Origin of the sequence: Thermobacillus composti KWC4, from assembly GCF_000227705.2 — a bacterium.
GTDB lineage: Bacteria > Bacillota > Bacilli > Paenibacillales > Paenibacillaceae > Thermobacillus > Thermobacillus xylanilyticus.
The window spans coordinates 2,162,650-2,181,138 of sequence record NC_019897.1 but is presented as its reverse complement, the minus strand read 5'-3'; the positions used below and the strand labels follow the sequence as shown (position 1 = coordinate 2,181,138).

The window sequence follows — 18,489 nt, the reverse complement described above, 5'->3', positions numbered from 1 at the left end:
TGACAGCCTCAAGCGGAGGTGAGAACGAATGGCAGGTGTTGTCTGGCCGTCCTATCATGTCACCAACGTCAGGGCGGCGGCGGCCGACACGGACAGAAATGTGATGGGCAAGGACGCTTTTCTGAATCTGCTCGTCACCCAGCTCAGGAACCAGAACCCGCTCGAACCGCTGTCGAACACCGAATACATCGCCCAGATGGCGCAGTTCACGTCGGTTGAACAGTTGATGAACCTGGTGACCGAGATGTCGGCGCTGAGGAACAATCTCGGCATCGCTTCCGGCATGATCGGCATGAGCGTCACATGGAGCGAGTTGGATCAAGCGACCGGACAGTTGATGACCTACCGGGGCATCGTCGATTCCATCATTGTCCGTGACGGCGTGACGATGGCCAAGGTCGGCGACCGGGAGCTCAGCCTGGACTCGATCTCGTCGATGTCGCTGCCGGGAGGAGGCGGCACCGATGGCTGACGGAATCCGGATCGGGCAACTGTATCCGGCAAGACAGCCGCTCGGCATTGGAAATCCGGCGCAGTTCCGGACGCAGCGGACACCGGATGAAGCCGTATCCTTCGAGAAGCTGCTCAAGGCGGGCGAGCTGAAGTTCAGCCGGCATGCGGAAATGCGCATGCAGCAAAGGGGCATCAGCCTGAAGCCCGAGCAGCTCAGCAAGATCGTCTCGGCGGTCGAAGCGGCGGAGGCGAAAGGCGCGAAGGATTCCCTCATCCTGTACCGGGACATTGCGATGATCGTCAACGTGCCGTCTAAGACGGTCGTTACCGCGATCGACAGCGGATCTGCGGAAGGAAACGTCTTTACCCGGATCGACAGCGCGGTTGTCATTTCGTGATCAAGGGCTGGACCTGAACAGGAGGCCCTTCAGCCGCGGATCGATGGAAGCGGCTGACTCAAACCTGATGAAGCGGGAGGTTGAACGATTCCCATGTTGAGATCCATGTATTCCGGCGTATCCGGCATGCGCGGTTTTCAGACGAAACTTGACGTCATCGGCAACAACATCGCCAACGTCAATACCGTCGGCTTCAAGGCCGGTCGCGTCATGTTCAAGGATATTCTGAGCCAGACGGTTGCGGGCGTCACGCCGCCGGAAGAAGGCGTGACCGGGGGCGTCAATCCGAAGCAAGTCGGACTCGGCGTCGCGATCTCGGCGATCGACACGATTCACACGCCTGGCAGCGCGATGACGACGAACGTCGCGACGGACCTGCGCATTGACGGTGACGGATTCTTCGCCGTCTTCGCATCGGAAGACCAGGAAGTTCCGTATCTGACCCGCGCGGGCAACTTCATGCTCGATGCGGCGGGCCAGCTCGTGAACGCGGACGGCATGTTCGTGCTCAGCGTTGACGGCGAGCCGATCGTCCTTGATCCGGAGATTACGGCCTTCACGATCGGACAGGACGGCTCGATCATTTCCATCGCCGCGGACGGCACGATGGAAGATACCGGCATCCAGATTGCGGTCATCCGGGTGGCGAACCCCGCCGGCCTCGAGAAAATCGGCGGCAACCTGTATCGCGTGACGCCGAACGCCAACCCGGAAGGCGAGATCGAGTTCACCGCGCCGGGCGACGCGGAAGCCGGCACGGGCGTCATCATCGCCGGGCAGCTTGAGATGTCGAACGTCGATCTGACGACGGAGTTTACCGAAATGATCGTCGCGCAGCGCGGATTCCAGGCGAACTCCCGCATCATTACGACATCCGACGAAGTGCTTCAGGAAGTCGTCAATCTGAAACGTTAATTTCGCGTTCAATAGGCCGGGCGGGAGGCGGCCCATCCGCCTCCCCGCACGGCGGCGGCGAAGGGGGAAACTCATGATCGAGGTGACGCGCCTGAACGGGACGAAGGTTGTCATCAACGCGCTTCTGATCGAAACGATCGAAGAAGTTCCGGATACCCTGATTACGCTCTTGACCGGAAAGAAAGTGATGGCTTCGGAACCCGCGGCCGAACTCATCGCGAGAACGCAGGAATACTTGCGCGGAATCGGCCTGGTGGCGTCCGTCATTCGCAGCGAACAATTGGAGGGGCCTGAGACATGAAGAGACTGTTGCCATGGTTGATCACCATTCTGCTCGCCATTACGTTGATCGTCGTTGCGGCCTTCTTCATCTATGACCGGCTGTTCAACGATTCGGGCAGCGATTCCGGCGAAATCGACAGAATCGTCGAACAGGTGGAACCGGAGAAGCTGACGGCCGATGAACGGGTTGCCATGACCGCAGAAATCCAGGACATCCGCACCAATCTGCTGGATACCAATTATGTCGTCGTCATGAGTCTCGCCTTCCGGCTTGACAGCAAGAAAGCCAAGGAAGAATTCGAGAAGATCAAGGATATTTCCATCAAGCCGATCGTCATCCGCACGTTGTCCGACATGACGGAGGAAGAACTGCGCGGTTCCAAGGGCAAGGATGAATTGAACGCCAGGCTGTTCAATCTGATCAACCCCGAACTGACGCACGGCAGACTGACCAAGGTCGAGATCACCAACATCATCATACAGCGAATCTGATCGCGGCGGACGGCCGCACCGGTTCCTTCCAGGGGGTGAGCATTGTGGTGGATGTACTTTCGCAGAATGAGATAGACGCGCTGCTGGCGGCGCTGTCATCCGGCGAGATGGACGCGGAAGAATTGAAGAAAGAAGAAACGCAAAAGCGGATTCGCAACTACGACTTCAAGCGCGCCGTCCGCTTTTCGAAAGACCATCTGCGCAGCTTGACGCGCATTCACGAGAACTTCGCGCGTTACTTGACCACCTATTTCTCCGCACAGCTGAGAACGTTCGTCCAGATCAACGTGGTGCAGGTCGAACAGCTGCCGTACGACGAATTCATTCGGTCCATCCCGAAGATGACGATCCTGAACATATTCGAAGCCGATCCGCTGGAAGGCCGGATGGTGCTCGAAGTACACCCGAACGTCGCATACGCCATGCTTGACCGCATGCTGGGCGGGCAAGGCAACGCTCCGACCAGGATCAATGCGCTGACGGATATCGAGAACAGCATCATGGAGCGCATCTTCAACCGGGCGCTGGACAGCCTGGCGGAAGCGTGGAAGACGGTGCTGGACATCAACCCGCGGCTCGAAGGATTGGAGACCAATCCGCAGTTCATGCAGATCGTGTCGCCGAACGAGACGATCGCGCTCATCTCGCTCAGCACGAAGATCGGCGATACGACGGGGATGATCAACCTGTGTATCCCGCACGTGGTCATCGAACCGATCATGCATCGTCTCTCGGTGCATCACTGGTTCGTCGCGCAGAAGAAGACCCGCGCGCCTGAAGAGATCGACATTCTGAACAGCCGGGTCAGCAAGGCCAAATTGCCGATCATTGCCGAGCTCGGCAGTTCGACGATCACGATCCGTGAATTCTTGAGTCTGCAGCCGGGCGATGTCATCACGCTGAACACGCGCACCGATGACGGGCTGCACATCAGGGTCGGCGAGAAGCTGAAGTTCATCGGCTCGGCCGGCACGATCCGGGACCGCATGGCCGTGCAAATTGACGAGATCGTGGAAGGAGCGGAGGAAAATGACGAGTAAAGATTACTTGTCGCAGGAAGAGATCGACGCTCTGCTGCGGCAGGCAAATGAAGCGGAGCCGGCCTCGAAGGACGCGCAGGAAGAAACGCTCGATCCGGTTGAGGAGGATGCGATCGGGGAAATCGGCAACATTACGTTCGGCAGCGCGGCGACGGCGCTCTCGCAGCTGCTCGGCAAGAAGGTGGACATTACGACGCCGAAGGTGTCGATCATCCGCCGCGAAGATCTGGAAACCGAATTTCCGAGGCCCCATGTTGCCGTTCACGTGCAATACGTCGAAGGATTCCAGGGCATCAATTCGCTCGTGATCAAGACGAAGGACGCGCGAATTATCGCCGACCTGATGCTCGGCGGCGAAGGGGAAGTCAAGGACGAGGAAGAGCTGAACGAGATTCACGTCAGCGCCGTGCAGGAAGCGATGAACCAGATGATGGGTTCGTCCGCCACGTCCATGTCGACCATCTTTAACCGTCTGGTCAACATTTCGCCGCCGTCCGTCAATATTCTGGACGTGATGAAAGGCGACGGCGTGAGCAGCCTGCCTCCGGTCGACGTGTTCGTCAAGATTTCGTTCCGGCTGACGATCGGCGATCTGATCGACTCGACCATCATGCAGCTGCTTCCGGTTCCGTTCGTCAAGGAGCTCGTCCGGAACTTGATCGGCGGCGACCCGTCCGCGCAGTCGTCGCAAGCAGCACCGGAACCGGCGCCGACGGCTTCCCAGGAACAGTCCCATGCGGAGCCGCAGGCGGCATCCCATCAAGGCTATGCGCAGGAGCAGCCTCCGCAGCAGCCGTATATGCAGCCGCCGCAACAGCAGCAGCCGTACATGCAGCCGCCGGTTGCGCCGCCGTCCGGACCGCAGACCTACGGTTCCGTTCCGACACGCGGCGTGAACGTTCAGCCGGTCCAATTCCCGAACTTCGGCGGTGCGTCGTACGTGCAGGCTGATGATACGAACTTGAATCTGCTTCTCGACATTCCGCTCAAAGTGACGGTAGAATTGGGAAGGACGTCGAAGCAAATTAAGGAAATTCTCGAACTGTCCCAAGGATCGGTCATCGAGCTGGACAAGCTGGCGGGCGAACCGGTGGATATTCTCGTCAACAACAAGCTGATCGCAAAAGGCGAGGTTGTCGTCATTGACGAAAACTTTGGCGTACGCGTAACCGAAATCGTCAGCCAATGGGATCGGATCCAAAAATTACAATAATCACCCCGGGAGGAAAAGTACGATGGCAAACCGCATTCTGATTGTTGACGACGCAGCATTCATGAGAATGATGATCCGCGACATTCTGACGAAGAACGGCTACGAAGTCGTCGGCGAGGCGCAGGACGGTGCGCAGGCGGTTGAGCGTTACAAGGAACTGAAGCCGGATCTGGTCACGATGGACATTACGATGCCGGAGATGGACGGCATTGCGGCGCTCAAGGAGATCAAAAAAATTGACGCCGGTGCCAAAGTGATCATGTGTTCGGCCATGGGCCAGCAAGCGATGGTCATCGATGCCATTCAAGCGGGGGCAAAAGACTTCATCGTCAAGCCGTTCCAGGCGGATCGTGTCATCGAAGCGATCAAGAAGACGCTTGGGTGAAGCAATGCGTATCCGCCCGTATATCGCCGCGTTGTCACCGGCAGCGGCGGCGATTCTGCATCCTGCGGCCGCGTTCGGGACAAGTCTGGAAGACGGGCTGCCGGGCGAGGAGAACGCTCCGCCGGACATTCCCGACGGCATGGACGCCATCGGCAGCGCAGTGTGGATGATCGTCGCACTTGTCATCGTCATCGTGCTCATTGTGTTCACGCTGCGATTCCTGTCTTCCCGGGCCCGCACATGGGGGCAAAACCGATCGCTTCGTTCATTGGGCGGAATCGCGCTGGGGCAGAACAAATCGCTGCAGGTCATCGAGGTCGGCGGAAAGCTGTATCTCCTCGGTGTCGGCGAGAATGTGACGCTCATTGACCGGATTGACGACGCGGAGGAAGCCGGTCGATTGATCGCCGTCCTGGAAAACCCGGCATCACAGCCGATGGGCGTCCCGTTGATCGGTGAATGGCTGAACCGGTTGCGCGGCGGCCGCCGGACTCCGGAATCGGACAACAGCTGGAACGTCTCCGAGTTCGAGGCCATGCTGCGCAGCAATCTGGAGCGGCAAGCCGGCAGAAAACAACAATTCGAGTCGCTTGTGAACGACTCGCAGTCGAAAGATCGGTTGATGGACGAATGAGAAGCAAATTGTGGCTGGCCGCATTCCTGTTGATGGCATCGATCTTCTTGTTCGGCGATCAGGCATCCGCAGCCGTTCTGCCGAACATCGACATATCGATCGGCGGAGAATCGGAAGAGCCGAATACTTCCGCGCTGTCGCTTCTGCTGCTCATCACGGTGCTGAGCATTGCACCGGCGATTCTGGTGCTCATGACGAGCTTCACGCGGATCGTCGTCGTGCTCGGATTTGTCCGCATGTCGCTCGGCACGCAGACGAGCCCGCCGAACCAGGTCATTATCGGACTTGCGCTGTTCCTGACCTTGTTCATCATGGCGCCCACGCTGTCCGAAGTGAACAGCACCGCGCTGCAACCTTATCTGCGCGGCGAAATGACGCAGACCGAAGCGCTCGAAGCGGCAGCCGTTCCGATGAAAGAATTCATGGCCAAGCATACGCGGGAGAAAGATTTGCTGCTGTTCATGCGCTATGCGCAAATGGAACGGCCGGCATCCGTCGAGGATATCCCGCTCACCGTGCTTGTGCCGGCGTTCGCGATCAGCGAACTGAAAACGGCGTTCCAGATGGGCTTCATGATCTTCATTCCGTTCCTGATCATCGACATGATTGTCTCAAGCACGCTCATGGCGATGGGGATGATGATGCTGCCGCCCATGATGATTTCGCTGCCGTTCAAAATTTTGCTCTTCGTCCTGGTGGACGGTTGGTACCTGGTAGTCAAATCGGCGCTGCTCAGTTTCAATCCATAAGCCGATAGAAGGAGAGGACGATAGCGGTGAGCGAGGACTTTATCATCGGCCTGGCGGGTCAGGCCATCTATACGGTGCTCAAGGCGTCCGCTCCGCTGCTTGTCATCGCCCTGTCCGTCGGCCTGATCGTCAGCATTTTTCAGGCAACGACGCATATCCAGGAGCAGACGATGGCCTTCATTCCGAAAATCGCGGCGGTGCTGCTGGCGCTCCTCGTATTCGGCCCATGGATACTGAACACGGTCGTCGATTTTGCCTACAATCTGTTGAACAACCTGTACAAATATATCGGTTAGGGCTAGCGGATCATGGACGGCTTTCTTCAGGGTTTTTCTGTTTTTTTGCTGATGTTTTGTCGAATTACTTCGTTTTTCGTCGTTTCGCCTCTGTTCTCCATCAGGCAGGTGCCGGCGCCGTTCAAGATCGGGCTCGGATTTTTCGTCTCGCTGATCGTCTTTCTCGCAAGCGGGTTTCAATATACGGTACCGATGGATGCGGGCTATCTGCTGTATGTCATCCATGAAGTGCTGGCAGGCCTGCTGCTGGGATACATATTTTACCTGTTCTTTGCGGTTGCCCAGATTTCCGGCGCTTTCGTCGATCTGCAGATGGGCTTCGGGATGGCGAACATCATCGATCCGATGACCGGGGTTTCGGCTCCGCTCACGGGCAATTTCAAGTACTTTCTGCTGCTCGCCGTGTTCCTGGCCATGAACGGGCACCATTACATGTTGTCCGCGCTGATGGACAGCTACGAATGGCTGCCGCTCGCGGGAGAGCTGTACACGGCGCTCGCGTCGGGAAGCGTGACGGAACTGCTCACCCGGACGGTCGCGACGACGTTCATCCTCGGGTTTCAGCTGGCCGCTCCGATCATCGTCGCGATGTTTCTGACCGACACGGGGCTCGGCTTTCTCGCCAAGACGGCGCCGCAGTTCAACGTGTTCGTGATCGGGCTGCCGCTCAAGATTTTGGTCGGTCTGCTCGTCATGATGGCTTGCCTTGCAGGATTTGCGTCGTTCTGCTCGTATCTGATGTCCGTTCTGTTCGATCATCTCCGGCAGCTGATGGCCGTCATGACAGGCTGAATCCGGGAAAGGTGGACATGCATGCATCGGTATCGGCTCATCCTTGACCTGCAGCTGTTCAACCAGGAGAAAACCGAGCCGGCAACGCCGCGCAAAAGGCAGGAAGCCCGGCGCAAAGGCCAGGTCGCGTCCAGCCAGGAGATACCGGCGGCATTCATTCTGCTGTTCGTCTTTCTCAGCTTCATGATGCTCGGCGGTTATTACAAAGACCGGCTGTACCGCATGTTCGGCGACACGTTCGAAAGCGGGCTGACGATGGAGATTACGGCGGAATCGCTGGGTTGGCTCGTGTCGAAATGGATGACCGAAGTTGCGCTTCTGCTTTTTCCTATTTTCGCCATTGCCCTGGTGGTCGGCCTGGCCAGCCACTATTTCCAGTTCGGATGGCTGTTCACCTTCGAGACGATCAAGCCGTCACTCAAGAAAATCGATCCGATTCAAGGCGTGAAGCAGTTGTTCTCGAGCCGGTCGCTGGTCGAGTTCGTCAAGAGCATTCTGAAGCTGCTGATTGTAGGGCTTATGGTCTATATGACCATCTGGGGCGAACTGGAATCGATCGTGATGCTGGACCATGCGATGCCCGAACAGATTCTGGCTTTCGCCGCATCGCTGACGCTTTCGCTCGGCATCCAGATCGCCGTACTGCTTGTCGTGCTGGCTTTGCTCGATTTCATGTACCGCAAATACATGCACGAGAAAAGCATCCGCATGTCCAAACAGGACATCAAGGACGAGCACAAGAAAGTGGAAGGCGACCCGCTCATCAAGGGCAGAATCCGGGAGAAGCAGCGTCGCATGGCGATCCAGCGGATGATGCAGGAAGTGCCGAAAGCGGACGTGGTCATCACCAACCCGACACACTATGCGGTCGCGCTTCGATATGACGCGGCGGAGATGGACGCGCCGATCGTCGTGGCCAAAGGCGTCGACTATCTGGCCCTCCGCATCCGCGAAGTTGCGAAGGAACATGATGTCACAATCATGGAGAACAAGCCGCTCGCCAGAGCCCTCTACGAACGGACGGAGATCGGCCGGACGATCCCGGTCGACCTGTTCCAGGCTGTGGCGGAAGTTCTGGCTTACATATATAGATTGAAAGGACGCGTCAAAACATCCTGACCGGGGAGGTGGGAAGCCGCATGAAATCAAAAGATCTGGTCATTCTGATCGGCATCATCGGCATCGTGCTCATGATGGTCATTCCCGTCCCGCTCGGGCTTCTCGACTTCCTGCTCGTTGTCAACATCTCGCTGGCGCTCATGATTCTGCTGATCGCCATGAACACGAACGATGCGCTCAATTTCAGCATTTTCCCCTCGCTCCTGCTGATCACGACGATGTTCAGGCTCGCGCTCAACATCTCGGCGACCCGGAACATTCTGTCGAAAGGCGAGGGCGGACACGTCATCGAGACGTTCGGAAGATTCGTGGCCGGCAATGAAATCGCCATCGGCTTCATCGTCTTTCTCATTCTGGTCGTCGTGCAGTTCATCGTCATCACGAAAGGTTCGGAACGGGTCGCCGAGGTGGCGGCGCGCTTCACCCTCGATGCGATGCCCGGCAAGCAGATGAGCATTGACGCCGATCTGAACTCCGGACTCATCAACGAGCAGCAGGCGCGCGAACGGCGCGAGAAGATCGAGAAGGAAGCCGACTTCTACGGCGCGATGGACGGTGCGAGCAAATTCGTCAAAGGCGACGCCATTGCCGCCATCGTCATTCTGTTCATCAACCTGATCGGCGGATTCGTCGTCGGGATGGCCGTGCACGGCATGTCGTTCGGCGAAGCGCTGGAGACCTATTCCGTCCTGACGATCGGCGACGGTCTCGTCAGCCAGATTCCGGCGCTCCTCATTTCGACTTCCGCCGGCCTGGTGGTGACAAGGGCGGCTTCGGAAGGCAACCTCGCCTTCGATCTGACGAACCAGTTGTTCAAGTTCCCGCGGCTGCTCTACATCGTCGCCGGTACCGTGGCGATGCTCGGACTGTTCACGCCGATCGGCTGGGCCACGACGCTGCCTTTCGCCGCCGTGCTTGCTTTCGCCGGTTACCGGATGAGCAAGAACATGGAGCGGCAGAAGCAGGAGGAAGAGCTCATGGTCGAGGAGCAGCAGATCGAGGAAGTGCGCAGTCCCGAGAGCGTCGTCGGCCTGCTGCAGGTCGATCCGATCGAGTTCGAATTCGGCTACGGTCTCATTCCGCTGGCGGATACGCAGCAGGGAGGAGACCTGCTGGACCGCATCATCATGATTCGCAGGCAATGCGCGCTGGAACTCGGGCTCATCGTGCCCGTCATCCGGATCCGCGACAACATCCAGCTGAAGCCGAACGAATACGTCATCAAGATCAAAGGCAACACGGTGGCACGGGGAGAGCTGCTGCTCAACCATTATCTTGCGATGAGCCCCGGCATCGACGACGAATCCGTCGTCGGCATCGAGACGAAGGAACCGGCCTTCGGGCTGCCGGCGCTCTGGATCGAACATTCCGTGAAGGAGCGGGCGGAGCTCGCCGGATATACCGTCGTCGATCCGCCTTCCGTCGTGGCGACTCATCTGACCGAAGTGATCAAGCGCCACGCGCATGAACTGATCGGCCGCCAGGAGACGAAGGCGCTGATCGACAACCTGAAAGAGCAGTACCCGGCTCTGGTCGACGAATTGATTCCGTCGGTGCTGTCGATCGGCGACGTGCAGAAAGTGCTGGTCAAGCTGCTGAAAGAAAAGGTGTCGATCCGCGATCTGGTGACGATCTTCGAGACGCTGGCCGACCACGGTACATACACGAAGGATCCCGATATTTTGACCGAGTACGTCCGTCAGGCGTTGTCGCGCCAGATCACGAACCAGTTCGCGCATCCCGGCGAGACGCTCAAGGTCATTACGGTCGGTCCGCAGCTGGAGAAGAAGATTGCCGAATCGGTGCAACAGACGGAACACGGCAGCTATCTTGCGCTTGATCCCGTCTCAACGCAGCAGATTTATCAGAAGCTGAACGAGCAAGTCACCCGCCAGATTCAATCCGGACAGCAGCCGATCGTCCTGGCGTCGCCGACGATCCGCATGTACCTGCGGCAGATCGTCGAACGCACGATGCAGGATGTGCCGGTGCTGTCATACAGCGAACTTGAACCGAGTGTTGAAGTTCAAAGTGTCGGGGTGGTGAATCTGTGAGGGTCAAACGCTATGTCGTGGACGAGGTGCCGGAGGCGCTGCCGATCATCCGCAGCGAGCTGGGCAAGGACGCGGTGATCCTGAACACGAAGGAAATCTACGTGGGCGGGTTTCTCGGCCTGTTCCGCAAGAAGAAGATGGAAGTGATCGCCGCCGTCGAGACGAATGCGCCGGGCGTCCGGAACGTCCCGCAGAACCCGCTTCCGGTGTTGGCCAAACCGCCCGGAGCGGCCGCCGCGGTTGCGGAGGCGGCGCCTCCGCTTCCGCAAGCCGCAGGCATGCAGCGGCAGCAGGTTGCACGGTCCGCGGCAGCCGCCGTCCCGGCCGATCCGGAAGAAGTGTCGCCGGCCGAACCGGCGTCCCGGAACGGTCAAGCCGCTCCCGAATCCGAGGTCCGTTCGTCAGCCCGAATCGCCGTCGACCAAGATGCCGTGCTGGAAGAAATCCGGCAGATGAAGGCGATGATGGCGAAGCTCGCACGGAGCAGCGAACGGGATGCGGAGCCTGCCGCACTCGGAAAATTGCGGCAGAGGCTGGCAGAGCAGGATGTCGAACAGGACTGGATCGAGCTGCTCATTGACAAGATCAAGGCGCACCCCGGCTACAGCCCCGATACGGGGCCGGAAGCCGTCTGGGAGATCGCGGCCGAGCTGCTTCGGGAGTGGGTGAATCCGGGCGAGCCGGCAGGCATCCGCGACGGTACCCGCGTCGTTCACGTCGTCGGACCGACGGGTGTCGGTAAAACCACCACAATTGCGAAGCTGGCGGCTGAGCAAGTGCTTCGCTCCAAGCGCAAAGTCGGCTTCATTACATCGGATACGTACCGCATCGCCGCCGTTGATCAACTCCGTACATACGCCAATATTTTGAATGTGCCGATGGAAGTCGTATTCTCGCCGCTTGAACTGGCGCGCGCCTTCAAGCAGCTGGAAGACCGCGACATCATTTTCATGGATACGGCCGGCCGGAATTTCCGCAACGATCTGTACGTGTCCGAAGTCAACAGTCTGATCCAGCGGGATGAAGACTGCGACACGTTCCTTGTGCTCAGCCTGACCGGCAAGACGCGGGATCTGGAGGCGGTTGCATCCCGGTTCGTGGCCTACGGGGTGACGAAAGTCATCTATACGAAGCGGGATGAGACGGACGCGATCGGGTCCGTATTGAACCTTGCCATGCAGCACCATCTGAAAGCGGCCTACGTGACGACCGGTCAGAACGTGCCGGACGACATCGAGCCTTTCCGCTCCGACCGTTATGTCGCGCAACTCTTGGGGGCGCAAGGAGATGACTGATCAAGCGGATGCGTTGCGCAGTCTGATGCAATTTCGCCAATTTCACAACGGGGAGCAAGAGCCCCTTCAGACGCGGGTCGTCACGGTCACCAGCGGCAAAGGGGGAGTCGGCAAATCGAATTTCAGCCTGAATTTCGCCTTGTCGCTGCAGAAGCTCGGAAAGCGCGTGCTCGTGTTCGATGCGGATATAGGCATGGCCAACATCGATGTGCTCATGGGGACATCGGCCCCCTACAATCTGGTGCATCTGCTCAGACGCGAGAAAGCCATCCGGGAGATCGTCCATGAAGGGCCGCTCGGCCTTCATTTCATTGCCGGCGGTTCCGGTTTCAATGACCTGCTCAATCTTTCGGACCGCGAACTGGACTATTTCGGCGAACAGATCAGCAAGCTGCACGGCCACTACGATCTGATCCTGTTTGATACCGGGGCCGGCCTGTCGAAGGAAACCGTCCGGTTCATCACGGCGGCGCAGGAGACGGTCGTCGTGACGACGCCGGAGCCGACTTCGATCACGGATGCGTATGCGCTCATCAAAATGGTCCGGTCCATGAACCACGACGTCGATTTCAAACTGGTCGTCAACCGCGCGGCAGACCACCGCGAAGGCCGGCAGACGGCCGACAAGATCAGTCTCGTCGCCAAGCAGTTTCTGTCGCTCGATCTGCCCTTGCTCGGCATCATCCCGGACGACGCGCACGTGCCGAAGGCGGTCAAGCGGCAGGTGCCGTTCACAATCGCCTACCCGGGCGGCAGCGCGTCCAAGGCGGTCGAGGAAATCGCGAGGGCGTTCATATCCACACCGTCCGCGAAGAAGTCCGGCGGCATCCGGGGATTTTTTGAACGCATGTTCAGGCAGCGTTAACGATCCAGCGCCAGTGGGGTGAACATCGATGAAGCGTTACCGGATCATCGTCGTAGACGACTCGGCCTTCATGAGGAAACTGTTCTCGGACATCATTGAATCCGATCCGGCGTTCACCGTCATCGCCGTCGGGAAGAACGGCAGGGAGGCGGTGGAGCTTCATCGAGATCTGAAGCCGGACGCCATTACGATCGACCTGGAAATGCCGGAGATGAACGGGATCGAAGCGCTGAAGCACATTATGGCCGAAGCAAGCACGCCCGTCATCATGCTGTCCGGCATCAGCGAGGAGCATACCCGGGAGACGATCGCGGCGCTCGCACTCGGCGCGTTCGATTTTATCCGCAAACCTTCCGGACCGGGCGCGGATATTCGCAAGACGGCTGAAGAGCTCATGCTTCGGCTGAAAGCGGCGGCAGCGATCCGCCGGCAGGCGGCTCCCGAAGCGAAAGAACGTCCGGAGGCCAGCCGTCCGGCCGCGAAGACGAAAGGCGCTGCCCGGGCGGCACCCGTGCCGAAGCAGCCAAAGGAGCCGAAGCAGCCAAAGGAGCTGAAGCAGCCGAAGCGGCCGGAGCAGCCGCCGGCGAAGCGGGAGAGCGCGGCACCGTCTCCGTCGCCCGCATCGGAATCTCCGCGGATTCCGGATTCCGGAATCCGGCCGGAAGCCGTCCGGCCTGCGCCTCCTGCGCCTGCGAAGCCGGTTGCCGCGGAAACGGCGGGCGCGTTCCGGCATATCATCGCGATCGGAACGTCGACCGGCGGCCCAAGGGCGCTGCATCGTCTGCTCAGCGAGCTGCCGGGCGACCTGCCCGCACCGCTTCTGATCGTGCAGCATATGCCGCCGAAGTTCACCTACTCGCTTGCGCAGCGGCTGAACAGCCATTCCGCCCTGACGGTCAAGGAAGCGGAAGACGGCGAACCGGTTCGGCCGGGCTTCGCATATATCGCGCCCGGCGGGCGCCATATGGAGCTCGCGGCAAGCGGCCGTCAGTATGTCATTCGACTGACGGACGGGCCGCAGCGGAACGGTCACCGCCCGTCGGTTGATGTGTTGTTCGAATCGCTTGTACCTTTCACCGAACTAGCCCGTCACGCCGTCATCTTGACGGGCATGGGCAGCGACGGAGCCAAAGGCATGCGGGCACTTGCGGATCACGGCGCCGTCACGACCATAGCCGAAGCGGAGGAGACATGCGTCGTATTCGGCATGCCGCGCTCCGCAATCGAAGAAGGCGCCGCCTCGATCGTGCTGCCGCTGCACGACATACCGGCTCGGCTGACCGAGGCCGTCAGGCGATAGCGTTAACCCGATTTCCGCTGTGAACCGAGTTCAACCAGGAGGTGCAAGGCCATGGATATGAACGCGTACCTGTCGATGTTTATCGACGAATCGAACGACCACCTGCAATCTTTGAACGAGAACTTGCTCAGACTGGAAAGTTCGCCGGATGATCTGTCGATCGTGCAGGACATCTTCCGCTCCGCGCATACGCTCAAAGGGATGTCCGCGACGATGGGATTCGAAGACCTGGCCCATCTGACGCACGAAATGGAGAACGTGCTCGACCTGGTGCGCAACGGGAAGCTGCGCATGAACAGTTTCATCTTCGACACGCTCTTCAAGGGATTGGACGCGCTCGAGTCGATGGTGCAGGACATCGTAGGCGGCGGAACGGGCAGCGCCGATGTCTCGGAGCTTGTCGGCGTGCTCAAGAAGATCGTGAGCGGCGAGATGACGGCCGATTCCGAAGTCGCCGCCGCTTCGGCGGCCGCATCGGCGCAGGCGCCGGCGCAGCAGGCGGGAGAGGTTGAACTGGATCAGTATCAGTTCTCCGTCCTGCAGCAGTCGATCGGTTCCGGACACCGTGTATTAAAGACGGTCGTAACGATCCGGGAAGACTGCGTGCTCAAGTCCGCCCGGGCCTACATGGTGTTCAATGTGCTGGAGCAGGCCGGCGAAGTGGTGAAATCCCGGCCGTCGGTTCAGGACATCGAGCAGGAGAAGTTCGACCGCTCCATCACCGTCTTCCTGATCTCGCAATGGACAAGCGACGAGTTGAAGCAGCAGATCGGCGGCATCTCGGAGATTGAATCGGTCGAAGTGACGGAGCTGGACGCCGATGCCCTGGCCGCGCTGTCCCGCCCCTCGCGGCCGTCCGAACCGGAGTGGAAGGCGGACAAGCCGCAGGCCGGCGCAGTCGCTGGTTCGGCCGAGAAGCGTCCGCCGGCGGCCGGAGGCGCCGTGGCGAAGACGATCCGCGTCGATATCGAGCGGCTGGACGTGCTGATGAACCTGTTCAGCGAACTGCTGATCGACCGCGTGCGGCTTGAACAGCTGGCCAGCGAAATCCGGAGCAACGAACTGACCGAAACGGTCGAACACATGAGCCGGATCAGCGCCGATCTGCAGAATATCGTGATGAAGCTCCGGATGGTTCCCGTCGAGACCGTCTTCAACCGGTTCCCCCGGATGGTCCGGGACCTTGCGAAGTCGCTGGACAAGAAAGTCGACCTGATCATCACCGGCGCGGAGACCGAACTGGACCGGACGGTCATCGACGAGATCGGCGACCCGCTCGTCCATCTGCTCCGCAACTCGGTCGACCACGGCATTGAACCGGTCGAGAAACGACTCGAAGCCGGCAAGCCGGAGACGGGCACCGTGCACCTGCGCGCCTTCCACAGCGGCAACAACGTCTTCATTGAAATCGAAGACGACGGCGGCGGCATCCGCCGGGACAAGGTGCTGGCAACGGCGGTGAAACGGGGCATCATCACCGAAGAGCAAGGCAAGACGATGAGCGACGAGGAAGTGTACATGCTGATCTTCGCGCCGGGCTTCAGCACGGCCGAGCAAGTGTCCGACATTTCCGGCCGCGGCGTCGGACTTGACGTCGTCAAGTCGAAGATCAATGCCCTCGGCGGTTCGGTGACCGTCACTTCGGAACTCGGCAAAGGAACGGTCTTCTCGATCCAGCTGCCGCTGACGCTGTCGATCATTTCGGCCATGCTGCTGAAGCTCGGCTCCGAGAAGTATGCGATTCCGCTTTCTTCCATCATGGAGACGACGATCGTGAAACGCAGCCAGATTCACAACATTCACGGCAGCGCGATGACCGAGTTCCGCGGGGCGATCATCCCGGTCGTCTCGCTGGCGGAACTGATCGATTCGCCGGACTACGACGACAGCCGGGAAGAGGAGTGCGAAGCGGTCATCATCCGGAAGGGCGACAAATGGGCCGCCGTTCTCGTCGACGATTTCATCGGCCAGAGCGATATCGTGCTGAAACCGCTTGGCAAATATCTGTCCGGATACAGCGTCATTTCCGGAGCGACAATTCTGGGCGACGGTCAGGTGGCGCTGATCATCGATCCCAACGCGCTGATCAAGTAAAATACACCGCCGATTCTGCCTGATACCATATCAAGGAGGTCTTCCCATGGGTGAAGAACTGAAAGTCATCGTTTTCGCGCTGGCGGACGAGCAGTACGGCATCGAGGTGGACAAGGTACGGACGATCGAGCGGATGATGCCCATTACGCGCGTACCGAAGACGCCGGCATTCGTCAAGGGGGTCATCAACCTGCGCGGCGTCGTCATTCCGGTGATCGATCTGCGCGGCCGCTTCGGTCTGCCGGAGACCGAGCCGACGGAGACGTCGCGGATCATCATCGTGCAGGTGGGTGACCTCGAGGTCGGGTTCATCGTCGATGCCGCGAACGACGTCATCGACATCGACAGCGACCGCATCGATTCGCCTCCGGAAGTCGTCGGCGGCATCAAGGCGAAATATTTGCGCGGCGTCGCCAAAATGGACGACAACCGCCTGCTCATCATGCTGAACCTGGTTGAAGTTTTGAACAAGGATGAAATCATCCAGCTTGAACAGTTCGAGGGCTGAAGCGTGAGTCTCTGGAACGAGTTCAAGGACGAGTTCAAGCTTGATGTGCTCAAGGAAGTCGGCAACATCGGGGCGGGGCATGCGGCGACCGCATTGTCCCGCATCCTGAACCATCCGGTCGACATGTCCGTGCCGACGGTCAGTCTGGTGCCGTTCGAAGAAATCGCGGACCGCGTCGGCGGCGCCGAACAGGTCGTCATCGCCGTTTTTCTCCGCGTCGAAGGCGACGCGCCGGGCAACATGTTCTTCATCATCCGGGAAGACTCGGCAAAACGGCTTCTCCGGAATCTGCTGTCCATCGACACGGAAGAAGGCGCCTATTCGGATATGGAATTGTCCGCGCTCAATGAAATCGGCAATATTCTGGCAGGATCCTACCTGTCGTCGCTGGCGGATTTCACCAAATTGGCCATGACGCCCACCGTGCCTTCGCTGGCCATCGATATGGCGGGAGCCATCCTGAGCTACGGATTGCTGCAATTCGGTCAGATGGGCGACGCCGCCCTGCTGATCGAGACGAAGTTCCTCGAGGACCGCGACACCGTGGAAGGTCAGTTCTTCCTGATCCCGGATCCGGAGTCGTTCGAGAAGATCTTCCGCGCGCTGGGAGTGCCGGGCTCATGACAGAACTGATCAAGGTCGGCATGGCCGACTGGAAAATTGCCTCGTCGGGCGATGTGCTCAAGACGACCGGGCTCGGTTCCTGCGTCGGTCTTACCCTTTACGACGGTGCCGCAAAGATCGCCGGCATGGCCCATATCATGCTGCCATCCTCAGAAATCGCGCGCGAAGAGCAGTTCAACCGCGCGAAATATGCAGACACCGCGCTGCCGGACATGCTGCAAGCGATGATCGCGGCCGGCGCTTCACGCAGGAGGCTGGTCGCCAAACTGGCCGGCGGCGCCCAGATGTTCGCTTTCGCCGGACAGGATACGATGCGCATCGGGCCGCGAAATGTCGAAACATGCAAGATGATGCTTGAATCGCTGGACATTCCGCTGGTTGCCGAAGACACCGGCGCCAATTACGGCCGGACGATCGAACTGGACAGCACGACCGGGGTTTTGACCATACGGAGCATACAGTACGGAACAAAGGAGCTTTGAGATGCTGGGATCCATTCGCTGGAATCTCGTGTTGGGATTGGCGGGCATGCTGCTCACGTTTTTCTTCTCGCTGGGCAACAACGGTTTTGCCGTCTCGTGTCTGCGCGCACTGTACGCATTCGCCGCATTTTTCGCTGCCGGTTACCTGTTGCGCGGTGCTTTGCAGCTGATCGTCGCTTCGGCTGATGCCGAGCGGGGATTCGGCCCGACGGCGGATCCGCAGGAAGTCGGCGCGCACGTCGATCTCAAGACGCCGGACGACGAGTCCGAACTAAGCGAGATGCTCAAGGCACAGCGGGAATCCGGCCAGTCAGGCAACGCGGCGGCCGCGGAATTCCGTCCGCTCGAGCCGAAACGCGTTTTCTCCATTGAAGGCAAAGACCCGGAAGAGCTGGCGCAAGCCGTGCGCCATCTGGCGCATGAAGGCGATCATTGACCGCATGCGGATGCCAGGAACGCTTTCCTTAAGCAAAACGCGATCATCCGGACAAGCTGCCCG

22 protein-coding genes are annotated in these 18,489 nt (G+C 59.4%); all 22 read left to right on the top strand.

Annotation, left to right across the window (positions count from 1 at the left end):
* Positions 1-28: 28 nt before the first annotated feature.
* Complete coding sequence (locus THECO_RS10220; RefSeq protein ID WP_015254965.1) at positions 29-472, top strand: flagellar hook capping FlgD N-terminal domain-containing protein; 444 nt, start codon at positions 29-31, stop codon at positions 470-472.
* Entirely contained in the window at positions 465-851 is a 387-nt protein-coding gene (locus THECO_RS10215; protein ID WP_015254964.1) for a TIGR02530 family flagellar biosynthesis protein, read from the top strand. The genes THECO_RS10220 and THECO_RS10215 overlap by 8 nt, the downstream gene beginning before the upstream one ends.
* A 93-nt stretch (positions 852-944) precedes the next feature.
* Positions 945-1,766 (top strand): flagellar basal body rod protein FlgG, encoded by an 822-nt coding sequence (gene flgG, locus THECO_RS10210; RefSeq protein ID WP_015254963.1) that lies wholly within the window; start codon positions 945-947, stop codon positions 1,764-1,766.
* Positions 1,767-1,839: 73 nt separating this feature from the next.
* A complete protein-coding gene (locus THECO_RS10205) occupies positions 1,840-2,067 on the top strand; it encodes a flagellar FlbD family protein (protein WP_015254962.1) in 228 nt (75 codons plus the stop codon).
* Positions 2,064-2,540 (top strand): flagellar basal body-associated FliL family protein, encoded by a 477-nt coding sequence (locus THECO_RS10200; RefSeq protein WP_015254961.1) that lies wholly within the window; start codon positions 2,064-2,066, stop codon positions 2,538-2,540. Before THECO_RS10205 ends, THECO_RS10200 begins: the two co-directional genes overlap by 4 nt.
* Positions 2,541-2,584: 44 nt before the next feature.
* Complete coding sequence (fliM, locus tag THECO_RS10195; RefSeq protein WP_015254960.1) at positions 2,585-3,580, top strand: flagellar motor switch protein FliM; 996 nt, start codon at positions 2,585-2,587, stop codon at positions 3,578-3,580.
* The gene (gene fliY, locus THECO_RS10190; protein WP_015254959.1) at positions 3,570-4,793 is read left to right on the top strand and encodes a flagellar motor switch phosphatase FliY; all 1,224 of its coding nucleotides are present in this window, start codon (positions 3,570-3,572) and stop codon (positions 4,791-4,793) included. Before fliM ends, fliY begins: the two co-directional genes overlap by 11 nt.
* A gap of 22 nt (positions 4,794-4,815) precedes the next feature.
* Positions 4,816-5,178, top strand: coding sequence for a response regulator (locus tag THECO_RS10185; protein WP_015254958.1), 363 nt, complete (start codon positions 4,816-4,818; stop codon positions 5,176-5,178).
* Positions 5,179-5,182: 4 nt separating this feature from the next.
* Positions 5,183-5,812 (top strand): flagellar biosynthetic protein FliO, encoded by a 630-nt coding sequence (locus THECO_RS10180; protein ID WP_015254957.1) that lies wholly within the window; start codon positions 5,183-5,185, stop codon positions 5,810-5,812.
* On the top strand, positions 5,809-6,561 hold the full coding sequence (fliP, locus tag THECO_RS10175; protein WP_015254956.1) for a flagellar type III secretion system pore protein FliP: 753 nt from the start codon (positions 5,809-5,811) through the stop codon (positions 6,559-6,561). The genes THECO_RS10180 and fliP overlap by 4 nt, the downstream gene beginning before the upstream one ends.
* 26 nt (positions 6,562-6,587) lie before the next feature.
* A complete protein-coding gene (gene fliQ, locus THECO_RS10170; RefSeq protein WP_015254955.1) occupies positions 6,588-6,857 on the top strand; it encodes a flagellar biosynthesis protein FliQ in 270 nt (89 codons plus the stop codon).
* Positions 6,858-6,869: 12 nt separating this feature from the next.
* Complete coding sequence (gene fliR / locus THECO_RS10165) at positions 6,870-7,649, top strand: flagellar biosynthetic protein FliR (protein WP_015254954.1); 780 nt, start codon at positions 6,870-6,872, stop codon at positions 7,647-7,649.
* Between the two features lie 21 nt (positions 7,650-7,670).
* Entirely contained in the window at positions 7,671-8,768 is a 1,098-nt protein-coding gene (gene flhB, locus THECO_RS10160) for a flagellar biosynthesis protein FlhB (protein ID WP_015254953.1), read from the top strand.
* 20 nt (positions 8,769-8,788) lie between these two features.
* A complete protein-coding gene (flhA, locus tag THECO_RS10155) occupies positions 8,789-10,822 on the top strand; it encodes a flagellar biosynthesis protein FlhA (RefSeq protein ID WP_015254952.1) in 2,034 nt (677 codons plus the stop codon).
* On the top strand, positions 10,819-12,117 hold the full coding sequence (flhF, locus tag THECO_RS10150; RefSeq protein ID WP_015254951.1) for a flagellar biosynthesis protein FlhF: 1,299 nt from the start codon (positions 10,819-10,821) through the stop codon (positions 12,115-12,117). Before flhA ends, flhF begins: the two co-directional genes overlap by 4 nt.
* Positions 12,110-12,982 (top strand): MinD/ParA family protein, encoded by an 873-nt coding sequence (locus THECO_RS10145; RefSeq protein ID WP_015254950.1) that lies wholly within the window; start codon positions 12,110-12,112, stop codon positions 12,980-12,982. The genes flhF and THECO_RS10145 overlap by 8 nt, the downstream gene beginning before the upstream one ends.
* 28 nt (positions 12,983-13,010) lie before the next feature.
* Positions 13,011-14,282, top strand: a complete 1,272-nt coding sequence (locus THECO_RS10140; RefSeq protein ID WP_015254949.1) for a protein-glutamate methylesterase/protein-glutamine glutaminase — start codon at positions 13,011-13,013, stop codon at positions 14,280-14,282.
* 51 nt (positions 14,283-14,333) lie between these two features.
* Positions 14,334-16,376 carry a chemotaxis protein CheA gene (locus THECO_RS10135; RefSeq protein ID WP_015254948.1) on the top strand — a complete coding sequence of 681 codons (2,043 nt, stop codon included), beginning with the start codon at positions 14,334-14,336 and terminating at the stop codon, positions 16,374-16,376.
* Between the two features lie 46 nt (positions 16,377-16,422).
* Positions 16,423-16,884, top strand: coding sequence for a chemotaxis protein CheW (locus tag THECO_RS10130; protein WP_015254947.1), 462 nt, complete (start codon positions 16,423-16,425; stop codon positions 16,882-16,884).
* 3 nt (positions 16,885-16,887) lie between these two features.
* The gene (locus THECO_RS10125) at positions 16,888-17,508 is read left to right on the top strand and encodes a chemotaxis protein CheC (RefSeq protein ID WP_015254946.1); all 621 of its coding nucleotides are present in this window, start codon (positions 16,888-16,890) and stop codon (positions 17,506-17,508) included.
* Positions 17,505-17,990: a chemotaxis protein CheD gene (locus THECO_RS10120; protein WP_015254945.1), complete on the top strand. Its 486-nt coding sequence runs from the start codon at positions 17,505-17,507 to the stop codon at positions 17,988-17,990. Before THECO_RS10125 ends, THECO_RS10120 begins: the two co-directional genes overlap by 4 nt.
* A gap of 1 nt (position 17,991) precedes the next feature.
* Positions 17,992-18,426, top strand: coding sequence for a hypothetical protein (locus tag THECO_RS10115; RefSeq protein ID WP_015254944.1), 435 nt, complete (start codon positions 17,992-17,994; stop codon positions 18,424-18,426).
* Positions 18,427-18,489 lie beyond the last annotated feature (63 nt).